We start from the raw sequence: 12846 nt of genomic DNA, 5'->3' as shown, positions 1-12846 counted from the left end.
CGCTGGATCCGGAGAGAAGCAGCTCAGCGGTGGAGTTTGGATTGCCAGTCGGCGGGGACTTTGCCGCCGGGGACTGGCTGGGATTCGGGGCGGGAGGCGGGTGGGGCGAGGGCGGGGCCCTCGTAGTACTGGGACTCGCCGTAGTGCCAGAACCAGTCCTCGCCCGGTTCGAAGCTGCGGACGATCGGGTGGCCGGCCTCGGCCGCGTGGGCGGACGCGTGCTGGGCGGGAGACGAGTCGCAGCACCCGATGTGACCGCACTGGGCGCAGCGCCGGAGGTGGAACCACCACCCGCCGGCTTCCAGGCACTCGACGCATCCGGTGCCGCTCGGAGGGACAGCGCTGTCGATGCCTGGCGTTCCAGAACTCTCCGTCATACCGGACATCCTCGCCGCTCCCCGGCCCCCGGACAAGCAACACCCAGCGGTCACTCGGGCTCCCTCGACTAGGACACGTCCTGTCCGCTACTCCCGACAGACTGGCCGCATGATTCCTGGTGGTAAGTCGACAGTGACGCCGTACATCGCAGCGAAGGGTGCCGATCGGTTCCTGGAGTTCGTGGAGCAAACCTTCGAAGTCAAGACAACGGGCCGGGTCCTGAACGAGGACGCGACGATCGGCCATGCAGAGATCACGGTCGGCGAATCCGTCCTGATGACGTTCGATGCGGCCCCCGACTGGCCGGATATGCCCAGCCTCCTGAGCGTGTACGTCGACGACGTCGAGAAGACGTTCGCTCGCGCACTCGATGCCGGCGCGACGGTGGTCACGGACTTGTTCTACTCACGCATCATCGGCGACCGTGGCGGGCGGGTGAAGGACCCGCTCGGGAACATCTGGTGGCTGCAGACCCACGTCGAGGACGTGGACCCCAGCAACTTCGCAGAACTGTTCGCGGACCCGACCGAGGCCGACCTGATGCGCAAGGCCGGGGAGTCCTTCGCCGACGAGATGCGGCGCCGGATGCCGGTCAGCTGATCAGGCGGACCGGTTGACCCGGGCGGACCTGGGCGCAGGCGTCCAGGTCCGCCGCGGCGACGTACGCGATGACCGGATAGCCGCCGGTGACGGGATGGTCGGCGAGGAAGATGACTGGCGTGCCGGACGGGGGGATCTGGATCGCTCCGGCGGTCATTCCTTCGCTGGCGAGTTCACCCGTCCGGGCGCGCTCGAGCGGCTGACCGTCGAGCCGGACGCCGACGCGGTTGCTGTTGCTGCTCACCTGATAGGTCTGCGACACCAGCGACGCCCACCCGTCGTCGGTGAACCAGTCCCGCCGCGGCCCGGGCGTGACCCGCAGTAGGGCGGTCCCGCCGGCGGGATGTGCGACGGGCGCCAGGTCCACCCCGGGCATCGGCTCGACCAGAGCGCCGATCGGCAGGGTCTCGTTGGCGGCGAGCGGCGCCGGGCCGAGCCCGGACAACAAGTCGGTGGACCGCGAGCCGAGGACCGCAGGTACGTCGATCCCGCCGCGGACCGCCAGATACGTCCGCAACCCGCTCGGTGGCGTGCCGAGCCGCAGCACCGAGCCGGCCCGCAGCACCGTCGGCGCATTCAGCGGTACGCCGGTACACGGAGCGCCGGTGATCGCGACGACGAGATCGTTGTCGGCGTGCACCTCCAAACCGCCGTACGTCACCTCGACCGCGGCCGCGCCGCCGCGGTTCCCGACCAACCGGTTCGCGAGCTCGTACGACGTCCGGTCGCAGGCGCCCGATGCGGGAACGCCGAGCGCGGCCTGCCCGGGGCGTCCCCGGTCCTGGATCGTTGCCAACGGCCCCGTTGCGAGAATGGTCAGGCTGCTCATCCACGACCCGCGTCGACGAACCGGACCCGGCGGCCCGGGTGGAACAGTGCGGCCGGATCGCGTTCCTGGTCGAAGATCCGCACGGACGTCCGGCCGATCAGTTGCCATCCACCGGGCGACTCCCGCGGATACACGCCGCTGAATTCCCCGGCCAGCGCGACGGCACCGGTCGGCACCTTCGTCCGCGGTGACTGGCGCCGCGGGATGTCCCACGGACCGCCGGAGGTCAGGTACCCGAACCCCGGCGCGAACCCGCAGAACGCCACCGTCCACTGGTCGCCGGTATGCCTCTCAACGACCTCGGCGGTCGAGCAGTCGAGCAGTCGCGCCACGTCCTCCAGATCCGCACCGTCGTACACGACCGGGATCTCGATCAGGTCGCCGGCGGACTGCGTGCCTCCGGCAGGAGTCACAGTCCGCAAGGCGCGCGTCAGTACATCGAGCGAGCCCTTGGTGGTGACCAGTACGGTCCGCGCCGCCGGGACGATGTCGATCACGTCCGCCGGGGGATCCGCCTGCAGCGCGGCGTAGTACCCGAGGACCTGGTCGATGTCGTCGAGCTCGACGAGCAGGGCCCGGTCGCCCGACGGGAGGATGCGCATCAGCCGGTGAACGGGCGCATCTGGACGCCCGCTCCCTCCATCGCCCCACGCACCCGGCGGGCGATGTCGACGGCGCCCGGGGTGTCACCGTGCACGCAGATCGACGCCGGCTCGACGACGAGCGAGCCGCCCTCGACATCCGCAATCGGTTGGCCGGTCGCCATCGCCGTACAGCGGGCGGCGATCTTGTCCGCGTCGTGCAGGACCGAGCCGGCCTCGCGCCGCGACACCAACGTCCCGGCCGGCGTGTACGCACGGTCCGCGAAGGCCTCATGTACTGCGGTCAGACCGGCCTCCTCGGCGAGCCGGAGCCACACCGAGCCGGGCAGACCGAGCACTGGAAGGGTCTTGTCGTACTCCGCGACCGCGGCGACCACCGCGGCAGCCTGCTCGTGATGGTGGCCGATCGTGTTGTAGAGCGCGCCGTGCGGCTTCACGTACCGCACCCGGTCACCCGCAATTCGTGCGAAGGCGTCGAGCGCACCGATCTGGTACACCACTTCGTCGCGCAGCGCGGCCGGCTGGATGTCGACGAAGCGGCGCCCGAAGCCCGCCTTGTCGGCGTACCCGACGTGGGCCCCGATCGCGACCCCGCGCTCGACCGCCTCCGCGGTCACCCGGCGCATGATCGACGGGTCGCCGGCGTGGAAGCCGCAGGCCACGTTCGCACTGGTCACGACCTCGAGCAGCGCCGAGTCGTCACCCATCGACCAGGAGCCGAATCCTTCACCCATGTCCGCGTTGAGGTCCATCCGCCACCTCCTCCGACGAGCCTAGAAGATTGTTCAACAATCCTGCAAGAGGCTTGTTCCACTTTCCTGATCACTCCGGGTGCGCGATGATGCGGAGATGACTACGGGTGGGGCCGAGGACACCGGACGGCAGACGTGGCTGCGGACCGTCGCGGCCGATGTCGCACGTCTGGACCGGAGCAGCTCGGCCGAGCGGGCCGCGGACATCCTGCGCCGCAGTATCACCGAGGGCGCGCTGCCGCCCGGCGCCCAGCTGTCCGAGGTCGAGCTGACCGAGGTGCTGGAGGTCAGCCGGAACACGCTGCGTGAGGCCTTCCGGCTGCTGACGCACGAGGGACTGCTGGTCTACAAGCTGCACCGCGGGGTGTTCGTCCCCGAGTTGGGCGAGCGCGACGTGATCGACCTGTACCGGCTGCGCCGCGTGCTCGAGGTCGATGTCGTCCGCGGACTGGCCGAGCGTGACCCCGAACTCCCGGCGAGCCGGCTCGAGCCGTTGCAGGACGACGTGGAGGCCGCCGAGGCCGCCGCGCGGGCGGACCGCTGGCCGGCCGTCGGTACGGCGAACATGCGGTTCCACCAGCACCTGATCGGGCTCGCGGACAGCTCCCGGATGGACGCGATGACCGGCCGGCTGCTCGCCGAGCTGCGGCTGCTCTTCCACGTGATCGCGACCCCGCGGGAGCTGCACGAGCCGTACATCCAGCGCAACCGCGGGCTGTTCGAACTGCTCGAAGCACGCAAGTACGACGAGGCCGCCGCGGACCTGCACCAGTACCTCCTCGACTCCGAACAGGGCCTGCTCGCCGCCTTCCGTTCTCGATAAGAGATAAGGGCTTGCAAACCCCCGTAGGAACCTGAATTGATGTGAGGGCGTGTGTGGTGGTCCAGCGCCTACTGCGCGGCACTCGGCACGGCACCTCGCCGCACGGGTGCAAAGGCCACGATGCTCCGCATCGAGACCTTCGCCCCCGCGCGCCGAGCTACCGCACCGAGCACCTGCTCGCTACGGCGCTGCACCACCACACACGCCCTTAAAACCGTCAGCTGTAAAGGGGAGCTCAGCTCATGACCGACGATGCTCGGACCGACCAGACGCCGAAGTCCTACCGTCCCATCGACGCCAAGGGCTTCCGGGACTTCGTCTCGCGTGGCTGGGGGCCGGTGGACCGGTCGGTGACGGTGCCGGAGGGGCTTGCCGAGGCGGCGGCCGAGCACCGGCGCAAGCTGGCGGCGGCGCTGCCGGGCCGGCGGATCGCGCTGGCGGCCGGCCGGGCGCCGGTCCGGTCGAACGACACCGACTACGCGTTCCGCGCCGACAGCGACTTCGTGTGGCTGACCGGCTGCCAGGCCGAGGGCGCCGTACTGGTGATCTCCGGGGACGGTGACGCGACGCTGTACCTGCGGGAGACCGCCGGGCCGGACGAGGCGGACTTCTTCGCGAACGCGCGTGACGGTGAGCTGTGGATCGGCCCGGTGCCCGGGCTGAAGGACTGGTCGGACGCGTTGCAGATCGCCTGCCGCCCGATCGAGGAACTGCCTGCGGCGGTGCGTGGCGCGGTCCCGTTCATGCTGTCGGTGCCGGGTGTCGAGCCGATGCTCGACGCCTTGGTCCGGACGGCGCCCTCGGACGGCAACGCGCTGCGGCAGACGCTCGCCGAGCTGCGTCGGATCAAGGACGACTGGGAGCTCGACCAGCTGCGCGAGGCGGTCGCGGCCAGCGTGCTCGCGTTCGAGGACGTCGCCCGCGAGCTTCCGGAGGCGATCCGCGGTGGCGGCGAGCGCTGGCTGCAGGGCACCTTCGACCGGCGTGCGCGGACCGCCGGCAACGGCGTCGGCTACGCGTCGATCGTTGCCGCTGGCAAGCACGCGCCGGTGCTGCACTGGGTCCGCAACGACGGCGCGGTGAACGAGGGCGACGTGATCCTGCTGGACGCCGGCGTCGAGACCCGCACGCTCTACACCGCCGACGTGACCCGGACCTTCCCGGCGACCGGTGAGTACACCGCGGCGCAGCGCCAGGTGCACGACCTGGTGCACAAGGCGCAGTTGGCCTCACTCGAGGCGGTCAAGGTCGGAGCGCCGTACCGCGCCTTCCAGTACGAAGCGCTGCGGGTGCTGGCCGAAGGGCTGCGGGACTGGGGCGTGCTGGACGTCTCGATGGACGAGTTGCTCGGCCCGGACGGGCAGCAGCACCGCCGGTACATCGTCTGCGGGACCGGTCACTACATCGGCCTCGACGTCCACGACTGCGACGCGTCCCGGCCGGAGGCGTACTTCGCCGGCACCATCGAGGCCGGGATGGCTCTCGCGGTCGAGCCGGGCCTGTACTTCCACCCGAACGACGAGACCGTCCCGCCGGAGCTGCGCGGGATCGGCATCCGGATCGAGGACAACGTCGTCGTGCACTCCGACCGTCTGGAGATCCTCACCGAGGACCTGCCGATCACCACCGACGGCCTGGAGCAGTGGACCCGGACACAGCTCGGTAAGTGACCACTCAACTACCGAAAATTACTGGTCACCACCAGTAACAATCGCCGCCGCCTCGACGATGTAACAGGCGGGGGAGGGTCGCACTCGGCCCGGCGCGTGGCATGTGGGGGGCCGCGGACCACGCGCCCGGCCGAGTCGGCCCCGACTGGGGACCACGGGGTACTCAGGAACCCCGGGTACGGGGAGCAGTCAGCATGAATCTTCGAGTCCGAGTGGTGCACTGCGGAGACCGGCACTGGTACGCCGACATCGACGACGCCGACGATCCGCAACCGGACGATCCGTTCTGGTACGTCGACAACTGCCGGACCCAGGCGCAGGCGCTGGAGACTGCCTGCGCCAAGCTCCGGCTGCTCGCGGGCCGACTGGTCCGCGGCGACCACCTGGACCGCGTCCTCGACGTGATCGGCGTTCCGGTCTGACGCCGGCTCGTCACCCCGCCGGCGGTACGGCGGCACAGGTGCTGCCGCGCGTCGGTACCTCCCGGGAGATCAGGTAGTCGTCGATCGTGCCCTGCATGCACGGACTCTTCGAGTAGCTGCCGTGTCCCCAGCCCTCGTAGGTCAGCAGAACGCCGTACCGGCCGAGTTGGCGCGTGACGCTCTGGGCCCAGGGGTAGCCGGTCGCCGGGTCGTGGATCGCGTTGGCGACCAGCACCGGCGTCTTGAGGCCACGGACCTTCAGGTTGTGCTGCGGGTTGTTCGCGGGCGGTGCGCCGAGACAGATCGACACGGCCATCAGCGGACCCGGGTAGCGCATGTCCGGGTTGTTCCGCGCGACCCGCTGCAGGTGGGCGGCGTACTCGCGATAGTCGCGCACCGGCAGGTTCCAGTCCTGACAGAACACCGCCAGCGGGTACGACGTGAGCCCGGTCGCGGCGGCTGTCTTCGCGGGCGCACCGGCGGCGAGCGTGTCGGCGAGCGCGGACCACTGCGGCGCGTACAGCAACTTGAACACGGAGTAGCTGAGCTTGAACGGATCAGCCGACTTGGCGAGCAGGTCGGCCCACAGCGCGCGGACGTCGCGACCGTGCAGTGCACAGCTCGTTGTCGCGTCGCACCACTTCACGAACTCGTCGAACGAGTCCTGCGCCGCGGCGGCCTGGTCGTCGATGAATCCTCGGGTCGTGGCCGTGGCGTGGTCGATCGTGCTCTCCAGCACCATCGCGCGCACGCGGTCCGGGTACGTCTCGGCGTACTGCCCTCCGAGCAACGTGCCGTACGAGCTGCCGTGGAACGAGATCGTGGACTCGCCGAGCGCCCGGCGGACCGCGTCCACGTCGCGGACCGTCTGCCAGGTGTCCAGGTGGTCGTAGACCGGGCCGGTGTGTTCACGACAGTCCGTGGCGAGCTGGCGGTTGTACGTGAGCGTCGTACTGAACTCGGCCGCGCTCTTGATGATCGGTGAGGGTTGCTTCGCGACGAGGTCCGCCGAGCACTTCACCGGGTTGCTGCGGGCCACGCCGCGCGGGTCGAAGCTGACGATGTCGAAGCGGTCCTGCAGGTCGGTGCTGAACCGGCTGATCCCGGTCTTGATCCGGTCGACGCCGGAGTCGCCGGGACCACCCGGCCCGAACACCAGGACGCCGACGCGCTCGCCGGGCGTCTTCGCCGTACGGCGGGCGATCGCGAAGTCGAACGTCGGACCGCCGGGGTTTCGCCAGTCGACCGGCAACTGGAGCGTCGCGCACTGCGAGCCCTGCACTGCGGCGGGATCGTCCTTACCCTCGGGTTTGCAGTCGGACCACTGCACCGTGCTCGGTGGTGCGGCGGTTGCGGGCAGTGTTGTCAGTGTTGGCAGTCCGGCGGCCGCGACGCCGAAGAGTGCAGCGCCGATGACGGCGCGTTGGATGAGAACCATGCCGACGATCCTTCGGCAATCGCTTGCTTGCGGCATCGGGGAGCAGCCCCGCAGGACCCCGAACCCGGCTTGGGGGGCTTGTTAGGGTCGGGCATTGATGAGTACCAAACATGCGCAGTGGTTCCGGGTCGTGGCGATCGCCGAGGCGCTCTCGTGGACCGGACTGCTGATCGGGATGCTGTTCAAGTACGTGCTGTCCGACAACGAGATCGGGGTCAAGATCTTCGGCCCGATCCACGGCGGCATCTTCGTCGCCTACGTGATCACCGTGCTCGCGGTCCGCGGCCCATTGCGCTGGTCCTGGCCGGTCACGCTGGCCGCGCTTGCCGCCAGTGTTCCGCCGCTGTTCACCTGGTTCTTCGAACTCTGGGCAGTGCGCACGGGCCGGATTGACGCCGGGCGTGAGACCGCCGTACCGTCCACAGCGGAAGCTAACTCAACAGCCGCATGAACCCGTGCGGGAGAGACCCGGACCTGATCCGGGCGCCGTAGGAGCAACTCTCCCCAAGAATCTCTCAGGCACCTTCACCGTACGGGCGAGGCACCTCTGGAGGGCATCAGCCTGACAGAGCGGGGAGGACACCACTCGGTCAACGACGACCGGAAGGGACCTCCACACAATGGCGATCAGCGTCTTCGACCTGTTCAGTATCGGGATCGGCCCGTCGAGTTCCCACACCGTGGGACCGATGCGAGCGGCCCGCACGTTCGCGCTCGGCCTCGCCGCCGACGGTCTGCTGGCCGCGACGACGACCGTCGAGGCGCAGCTGTTCGGCTCGCTCGGCGCCACCGGGCACGGCCACGGCAGCAACAAGGCCGTCCTGCTCGGTCTCGAGGGTGCCGACCCGGAGACCGTCGTCACGCATTCGGTCGACGCCCGCGTCGAGACCATTCACGAGCGCGGCCGGATCCTGCTGGCCGGGACCCACGAGATCGCGTTCGACGAGAACACCGACCTGGTGATGCACCGCCGCAAGGCCCTGCCGTACCACCCGAACGGGATGATGTTCGTCGCCCGGGACACCACCGGCGCCGTACTGCGGGAGCGCACCTACTACTCGGTCGGTGGTGGCTTCGTGGTCGACGAGACCGCCGCGGCCGGGGACCGGATCGTCCCGGACACCACCCCGCTGAAGTACCCGTTCACCACCGGCGCGGAGTTGCTCGACCGGTGCCGGGAGTCGCAGCTGACGATCAGCGAGGTGATGCTCGCGAACGAGCTCGCCTGGCGCACCGAGGACGAGATCCGCGACGGCCTGCTGCACATCTGGCAGGTCATGCAGGACTGTGTCCGTGAGGGCTGCGAGACCGAGGGCATCCTGCCCGGCGGGCTGAAGGTGCCGCGCCGCGCACACTCCCTGCACCGCCGGCTGAATGCCGACCCCTGGTCCGTCGATCCGTTGAAGGTGATGGACTGGGTGAACCTGTTCGCGCTGGCGGTCAACGAGCAGAACGCGTCCGGCGGCCGCATCGTCACCGCCCCGACGAACGGTGCCGCCGGCATCATTCCCGCCGTCCTGCACTATTACCGGCGGTTCGTGCCGGGGTCGACCGACGACGGAGCGGTCCGGTTCCTGCTGGCCGCCGGCGCGATCGGCGTGCTGTACAAGGAGAACGCGTCGATCTCCGGCGCCGAGGTCGGCTGTCAGGGCGAGGTCGGCTCGGCCTGCTCGATGGCGGCGGCCGGCCTCTGCGAGGTGCTCGGTGGGACGCCGCAGCAGGTCGAGAACGCCGCCGAGATCGCGATGGAGCACAACCTCGGCCTGACCTGCGACCCGGTCGGCGGCCTGGTCCAGATCCCGTGCATCGAGCGGAACGCGATGGCGTCGGTGAAGGCGATCAACGCGGCCCGGATGGCGATGCACGGCGATGGCGTCCATGTGGTCACCCTGGACAAGGTGATCAAGACGATGCGCGAGACCGGCGCCGACATGAAGATCAAGTACAAGGAGACCTCGCGCGGCGGCCTCGCCGTCAACGTCATCGAGTGTTGATCACCACGGAACGGTGCCGTGGATGCTCAGGTACTCCGCGGTCGGGCCGTCCTGGTCGATCGTCGCCAGCCGCACGATGATCTCGGCGCCTTCCTCGACGGTCTGGTAACCGCTGCGTCCGTTGAAGTCGGTCGCGGTGTACCCGGGGTCGACGGTGTTGATCCGCAGGTTCGGCAGCTGCTTCGCGTACTGGACCGTCAGCATGTTCAGCGCCGCCTTCGACGCGCCGTACGCCGGAGCCGGGACCCACACCGGTACGGCGCCGGTGTGCGCCGCCGGGTCCACCGCCGTGGCGATCGAACCCAGCCCGCTCGACACGTTGACGACCACCGGGTTGGCGCTGCGCTCGAGCAACGGCAGGAACCGGCGGAGCATCCGAACCGGTCCGTACACGTTCAGGTCGAACACCTGGTGGAGGTCCGCGGCGGTCAGGTCGCGCGCCTCCTTGCGCGGCCCCGGAATGCCGGCGTTGTTGATCAGTACGTCGAGCGCGTCGAGCTGTTCCGCGGCCGCGTCGACCGATTCGTCGCTGGTGACGTCGAGCGGCAGGTAGTGCGCGCCCAGATCGCTCGCCGCCTGCTTGCCGCGCTGCGGGTCCCGGGCGCCGATGTACACGGTGTGTCCGGCCTCGACCAACTGGCGGGCCGTTTCGTAGCCGAGGCCTCGGTTGGCCCCGGTGATGAGTGTCGTGGTCATGGGTTCACCCTCTCGCCGCGGTGGTCGACCAGGTAGTACCCACGATGTCCTAGGGAATGGCAGTACCAGGCTGGGACACGGCGGACGCGGAATACTGGCAGGTATGGGTGAGCTCGGGAGAACGCTGCACGCCTGGCGCGATCGGGTGACGCCGGAGCAGGTCGGCCTGCCGGCCGGCGGGAAGCGGCGCGCTCCGGGGCTCCGGCGCGAGGAACTGGCGCAGCTGGCCGGGCTGTCGGTGGACTACATCGTCCGGCTCGAGCAGGGCCGGTCGGACTCGCCGTCCGTGCAGGTGCTGACCGCGCTGGCCCGGGCGCTCCGGCTGTCCGATGCCGAGCGCAACCATCTGTTCGTGCTCGCGGGCGAGGTCGAGCCGACGCCCGGCCGGATCTCGGCGTACATCCCACCGGGGGTGCAGCGCATCGTGGACCAGCTCGAGGGCGCGCCGCTGTGCGTGTGTGACGCGGCCTGGACGATCATCACCTGGAACCCGCTGTTCGCGGCGGTGATCGGCGACCCGTCGCCGTGGCACGGGCGCGAACGGAACATCATCTATCGGCATTTCGCGGCACCGGGCGACCGAATTGTCCAAACTCCGGAACAGCGACGAGAATTCCGGAACGCAATGGTAACGGATTTGCGTGCGGCGCTCGCCCGCTATCCGCACGACCCGGACCTGAAGGCGCTGATCGACGAACTGCGGGCCGGTGACGACGGGTTCGCGGGACTGTGGGACCGCCCGGTCGTCGGTTTCCACCGGTCCGAACGGAAGACCGTCCGGCATCCCGAGATCGGTGACTTCGGCATCGATTGCGACGTTCTCGCTGTGCCGGGCAGCGATCTACGGATCGTGGTGTACACGGCGGCGCCGAACACCGAGGCCGCGGAGAAGCTCCGGCTGTTGTCGGTGATCGGGCTGCAGGCGTTGTCCTGAGCAATCAGCTAACGCAGTGCATTCCTACCCTCGCGTAATGCTGTATTCACCTGACTAATGATTTCACTTCGGCGGGGAATTTCTTCCAGGGGCTGTTTCAATCGGTCCACGAGCCGATACCCTTCCGGACTTGTGAGACCGATGTCTGCCACGGCTTCCCGCCGCCCGCCCTGGCAGCACGCGCGGCGGCTCCGCCAGGCCGCCACCGGCGCCGGCGTTCTGCTGCTCGGCTACCTGGTGCTGGTCTTCGTCGGCCTGCCCGGTGGTGGCCCGAAGCCGACGGTGCCGATCGCCGGTCCACAGCCCGGTCAGCCGACCCAGAACCTCCCGATCGGCATCCGCAGGACCACGACAGCACCGGCCACCACTCCCGCCCCGACGCCGGGTGTGACCACGCTGCCCACGACGTTGCCGACCGCAACGAAGCCCGGAGAGCCGGTCGATCGCCCGATGACGCCGTACCCGACCGGGACGCCGTACCCGACGGGTACGCCGACGCCGCAGATCGTCGAGACCACCGGGCCGACGATCCCGGTGGTGACCGATCGCCCGCCCACCGACCGGCCTGTCGTGCCGCCGCCGGCAACCCCGACCGTCACCCCCAGCGGACGGCCGACCACGACGGCCACGCCCACCGAGCCGCCGCCGACCACCACCACGCCGAGCACCCCGACGACACCGCCGGACGACCCTGACAAGCCTCACGGCCTGGGTGGGCTCCTGGGCTCGCTGCTCGACAAGCTCGGGCTCTAGTAGGCCTCGACCTCGGTCGTGTCGGCGTTGCCGCCGGTCATCGGCTGCAGGTTGACCTTCCAGCCCTGGTTGCGGCCGAACGTCTGGTCGAACTTGGTGAACGAGCAGTCCGACTGGAACTTCTGGTGGTCCAGGTCCCAGTCCGCGCCGCTCTTGTAGTAGAGGTGGTACGCGCCGCCGATCCGGTTCACGGTCGTGCTCTGCTTCGCCCGGACGTAGACCATCACCTGGGGTTGTCCCGGCGGTTGACCGTCGCCGACGATCGAGACCGCGACGTCCTTCGCCGTACCGTTGGTGATCTTGAGCTGGCCCATCCCGTTGGAACCCCGGCGGAGCAGTACGTCACCGCTGTCCGGGCGGACCGGCGCGGGCGCGGGACCTGGGTCGGGCAACGTCGCACCGAAGGTCAGCTTGAGGCGTTCCAGTTGGCCGAGCGCCGCGTCGAGATCGGTCCGCAGCTGACGCTGTACCTTCTGCGAGGTGAACGCGACGCCACCACACCGCGCGTCCTCCTCGGACCTCGCCTCGGTGCTCGTCAGCCGCAGCGCCGCCACCCCGACCCGCTCCTTCAGCAGCTCGTGTACGGCGCTCAGGCGCGACGTCACCGAGAGCGCGGCCAACCGGACGTCGATCGTGTTGAGCGACTCGGCCAGCGTGCTCATCGCCTCGGCCAGCCCCTCGGCCGTCCGTACACGGGTCAGTTTCCGCGCCGGGTCCGACAACACCTGATCGATCCGCGTCAGCTCGGCCTGGTACGCGCCCAGGCCCAAGGGCGCCGCCGCCGAGACCGACTGTGCCGGCGCCGGCACCGCACTACTGGACGCCGAGGCAGACGGGATCGACGGCTGGTCCGGCTTCGTACCGCACCCCGCCAGCAGCCCTATCCCCGCGCACAGCACAACCCAGCACTTCATCCCCACCCCCTGGGTTCCCCAACCCGTGAGCTGCCAAGGGT

General features: G+C 69.5%; 15 protein-coding genes and 1 riboswitch. Of the genes, 8 read left to right on the top strand and 7 right to left on the bottom strand.

Annotated features, from left to right (window positions below; genetic code table 11):
* Positions 1 to 23: 23 nt before the first annotated feature.
* Complete coding sequence (locus AC0662_RS32795) at positions 24 to 377, bottom strand: UBP-type zinc finger domain-containing protein (protein ID WP_478305504.1); 354 nt, start codon at positions 375 to 377, stop codon at positions 24 to 26.
* A 109-nt stretch (positions 378 to 486) separates the two neighbouring features.
* On the opposite strand from AC0662_RS32795, the gene AC0662_RS32790 reads away from it, so the two are divergent.
* The gene (locus tag AC0662_RS32790) at positions 487 to 978 is read left to right on the top strand and encodes a VOC family protein (RefSeq protein ID WP_452193090.1); all 492 of its coding nucleotides are present in this window, start codon (positions 487 to 489) and stop codon (positions 976 to 978) included.
* Here AC0662_RS32790 and AC0662_RS32785 read toward each other — a convergent pair.
* Genes AC0662_RS32785 through AC0662_RS32775 form a run of 3 tightly spaced genes read right to left on the bottom strand, consistent with a single transcriptional unit; the run spans position 971 to position 3161 of the window.
* Entirely contained in the window at positions 971 to 1807 is an 837-nt protein-coding gene (locus AC0662_RS32785) for a 5-oxoprolinase subunit C family protein (RefSeq protein ID WP_478305502.1), read from the bottom strand. The two genes, AC0662_RS32790 and AC0662_RS32785, sit on opposite strands and share 8 nt — an antisense overlap.
* Positions 1804 to 2409 carry a 5-oxoprolinase subunit B family protein gene (locus tag AC0662_RS32780; protein ID WP_452193094.1) on the bottom strand — a complete coding sequence of 202 codons (606 nt, stop codon included), beginning with the start codon at positions 2407 to 2409 and terminating at the stop codon, positions 1804 to 1806. Before AC0662_RS32780 ends, AC0662_RS32785 begins: the two co-directional genes overlap by 4 nt.
* Positions 2409 to 3161 (bottom strand): LamB/YcsF family protein, encoded by a 753-nt coding sequence (locus AC0662_RS32775; protein ID WP_478305500.1) that lies wholly within the window; start codon positions 3159 to 3161, stop codon positions 2409 to 2411. The genes AC0662_RS32780 and AC0662_RS32775 overlap by 1 nt, the downstream gene beginning before the upstream one ends.
* A gap of 97 nt (positions 3162 to 3258) precedes the next feature.
* On the opposite strand from AC0662_RS32775, the gene AC0662_RS32770 reads away from it, so the two are divergent.
* The 3 genes from AC0662_RS32770 to AC0662_RS32760 all read left to right on the top strand — a co-directional run bounded on the left by AC0662_RS32770 (position 3259) and on the right by AC0662_RS32760 (position 6076).
* Entirely contained in the window at positions 3259 to 3984 is a 726-nt protein-coding gene (locus tag AC0662_RS32770; protein WP_452193098.1) for a GntR family transcriptional regulator, read from the top strand.
* 242 nt (positions 3985 to 4226) lie between these two features.
* The gene (locus tag AC0662_RS32765) at positions 4227 to 5654 is read left to right on the top strand and encodes an aminopeptidase P family protein (RefSeq protein WP_452193100.1); all 1428 of its coding nucleotides are present in this window, start codon (positions 4227 to 4229) and stop codon (positions 5652 to 5654) included.
* A 194-nt stretch (positions 5655 to 5848) separates the two neighbouring features.
* Positions 5849 to 6076: a hypothetical protein gene (locus AC0662_RS32760; protein ID WP_478305497.1), complete on the top strand. Its 228-nt coding sequence runs from the start codon at positions 5849 to 5851 to the stop codon at positions 6074 to 6076.
* A gap of 10 nt (positions 6077 to 6086) precedes the next feature.
* Here AC0662_RS32760 and AC0662_RS32755 read toward each other — a convergent pair whose 3' ends face one another.
* Positions 6087 to 7514 carry an alpha/beta fold hydrolase gene (locus AC0662_RS32755; protein ID WP_478305495.1) on the bottom strand — a complete coding sequence of 476 codons (1428 nt, stop codon included), beginning with the start codon at positions 7512 to 7514 and terminating at the stop codon, positions 6087 to 6089.
* A 97-nt stretch (positions 7515 to 7611) separates the two neighbouring features.
* Here AC0662_RS32755 and AC0662_RS32750 point away from each other — a divergent pair, with 97 nt between their 5' ends.
* Together AC0662_RS32750 and AC0662_RS32745 are read left to right on the top strand one after the other, a co-directional pair.
* Positions 7612 to 7965, top strand: a complete 354-nt coding sequence (locus tag AC0662_RS32750) for a DUF3817 domain-containing protein (protein ID WP_452193106.1) — start codon at positions 7612 to 7614, stop codon at positions 7963 to 7965.
* Positions 7963 to 8055: riboswitch (glycine riboswitch) on the top strand. It overlaps the preceding gene by 3 nt.
* A 79-nt stretch (positions 8056 to 8134) precedes the next feature.
* Complete coding sequence (locus AC0662_RS32745) at positions 8135 to 9508, top strand: L-serine ammonia-lyase (RefSeq protein WP_478305493.1); 1374 nt, start codon at positions 8135 to 8137, stop codon at positions 9506 to 9508.
* Here the strand turns inward: AC0662_RS32745 and AC0662_RS32740 are convergent, their stop codons facing one another.
* A complete protein-coding gene (locus tag AC0662_RS32740; protein ID WP_478305491.1) occupies positions 9509 to 10204 on the bottom strand; it encodes an SDR family NAD(P)-dependent oxidoreductase in 696 nt (231 codons plus the stop codon).
* 103 nt (positions 10205 to 10307) lie between these two features.
* Here AC0662_RS32740 and AC0662_RS32735 point away from each other — a divergent pair, with 103 nt between their 5' ends.
* Positions 10308 to 11138 carry a helix-turn-helix transcriptional regulator gene (locus tag AC0662_RS32735; protein ID WP_478305489.1) on the top strand — a complete coding sequence of 277 codons (831 nt, stop codon included), beginning with the start codon at positions 10308 to 10310 and terminating at the stop codon, positions 11136 to 11138.
* A gap of 141 nt (positions 11139 to 11279) precedes the next feature.
* Positions 11280 to 11891 carry a hypothetical protein gene (locus AC0662_RS32730; protein WP_478305487.1) on the top strand — a complete coding sequence of 204 codons (612 nt, stop codon included), beginning with the start codon at positions 11280 to 11282 and terminating at the stop codon, positions 11889 to 11891.
* On the opposite strand, the gene AC0662_RS32725 is transcribed toward AC0662_RS32730, so the two are convergent.
* Positions 11888 to 12805 carry a hypothetical protein gene (locus AC0662_RS32725; protein ID WP_478305485.1) on the bottom strand — a complete coding sequence of 306 codons (918 nt, stop codon included), beginning with the start codon at positions 12803 to 12805 and terminating at the stop codon, positions 11888 to 11890. The two genes, AC0662_RS32730 and AC0662_RS32725, sit on opposite strands and share 4 nt — an antisense overlap.
* Between the last annotated feature and the right edge of the window lie 41 nt (positions 12806 to 12846).

Source organism: Kribbella sp. NPDC043289 (genome assembly GCF_056436705.1).
Note: the sequence above shows the minus strand (reverse complement) of the source record. Positions and strands in the feature narration are given on the sequence as shown.

Bases quoted from the DNA above. Each gene is read 5' to 3' on its own strand.
- AC0662_RS32795 (WP_478305504.1), bottom strand. From the start codon at position 377: ATGACGGAGAGTTCTGGAACGCCAGGCATCGACAGCGCTGTCCCTCCG.
- AC0662_RS32790 (WP_452193090.1), top strand. From the start codon at position 487: ATGATTCCTGGTGGTAAGTCGACAGTGACGCCGTACATCGCAGCGAAG.
- AC0662_RS32785 (WP_478305502.1), bottom strand. From the start codon at position 1,807: ATGAGCAGCCTGACCATTCTCGCAACGGGGCCGTTGGCAACGATCCAG.
- AC0662_RS32780 (WP_452193094.1), bottom strand. From the start codon at position 2,409: ATGCGCATCCTCCCGTCGGGCGACCGGGCCCTGCTCGTCGAGCTCGAC.
- AC0662_RS32775 (WP_478305500.1), bottom strand. From the start codon at position 3,161: ATGGACCTCAACGCGGACATGGGTGAAGGATTCGGCTCCTGGTCGATG.
- AC0662_RS32770 (WP_452193098.1), top strand. From the start codon at position 3,259: ATGACTACGGGTGGGGCCGAGGACACCGGACGGCAGACGTGGCTGCGG.
- AC0662_RS32765 (WP_452193100.1), top strand. From the start codon at position 4,227: ATGACCGACGATGCTCGGACCGACCAGACGCCGAAGTCCTACCGTCCC.
- AC0662_RS32760 (WP_478305497.1), top strand. From the start codon at position 5,849: ATGAATCTTCGAGTCCGAGTGGTGCACTGCGGAGACCGGCACTGGTAC.
- AC0662_RS32755 (WP_478305495.1), bottom strand. From the start codon at position 7,514: ATGGTTCTCATCCAACGCGCCGTCATCGGCGCTGCACTCTTCGGCGTC.
- AC0662_RS32750 (WP_452193106.1), top strand. From the start codon at position 7,612: ATGAGTACCAAACATGCGCAGTGGTTCCGGGTCGTGGCGATCGCCGAG.
- AC0662_RS32745 (WP_478305493.1), top strand. From the start codon at position 8,135: ATGGCGATCAGCGTCTTCGACCTGTTCAGTATCGGGATCGGCCCGTCG.
- AC0662_RS32740 (WP_478305491.1), bottom strand. From the start codon at position 10,204: ATGACCACGACACTCATCACCGGGGCCAACCGAGGCCTCGGCTACGAA.
- AC0662_RS32735 (WP_478305489.1), top strand. From the start codon at position 10,308: ATGGGTGAGCTCGGGAGAACGCTGCACGCCTGGCGCGATCGGGTGACG.
- AC0662_RS32730 (WP_478305487.1), top strand. From the start codon at position 11,280: ATGTCTGCCACGGCTTCCCGCCGCCCGCCCTGGCAGCACGCGCGGCGG.
- AC0662_RS32725 (WP_478305485.1), bottom strand. From the start codon at position 12,805: ATGAAGTGCTGGGTTGTGCTGTGCGCGGGGATAGGGCTGCTGGCGGGG.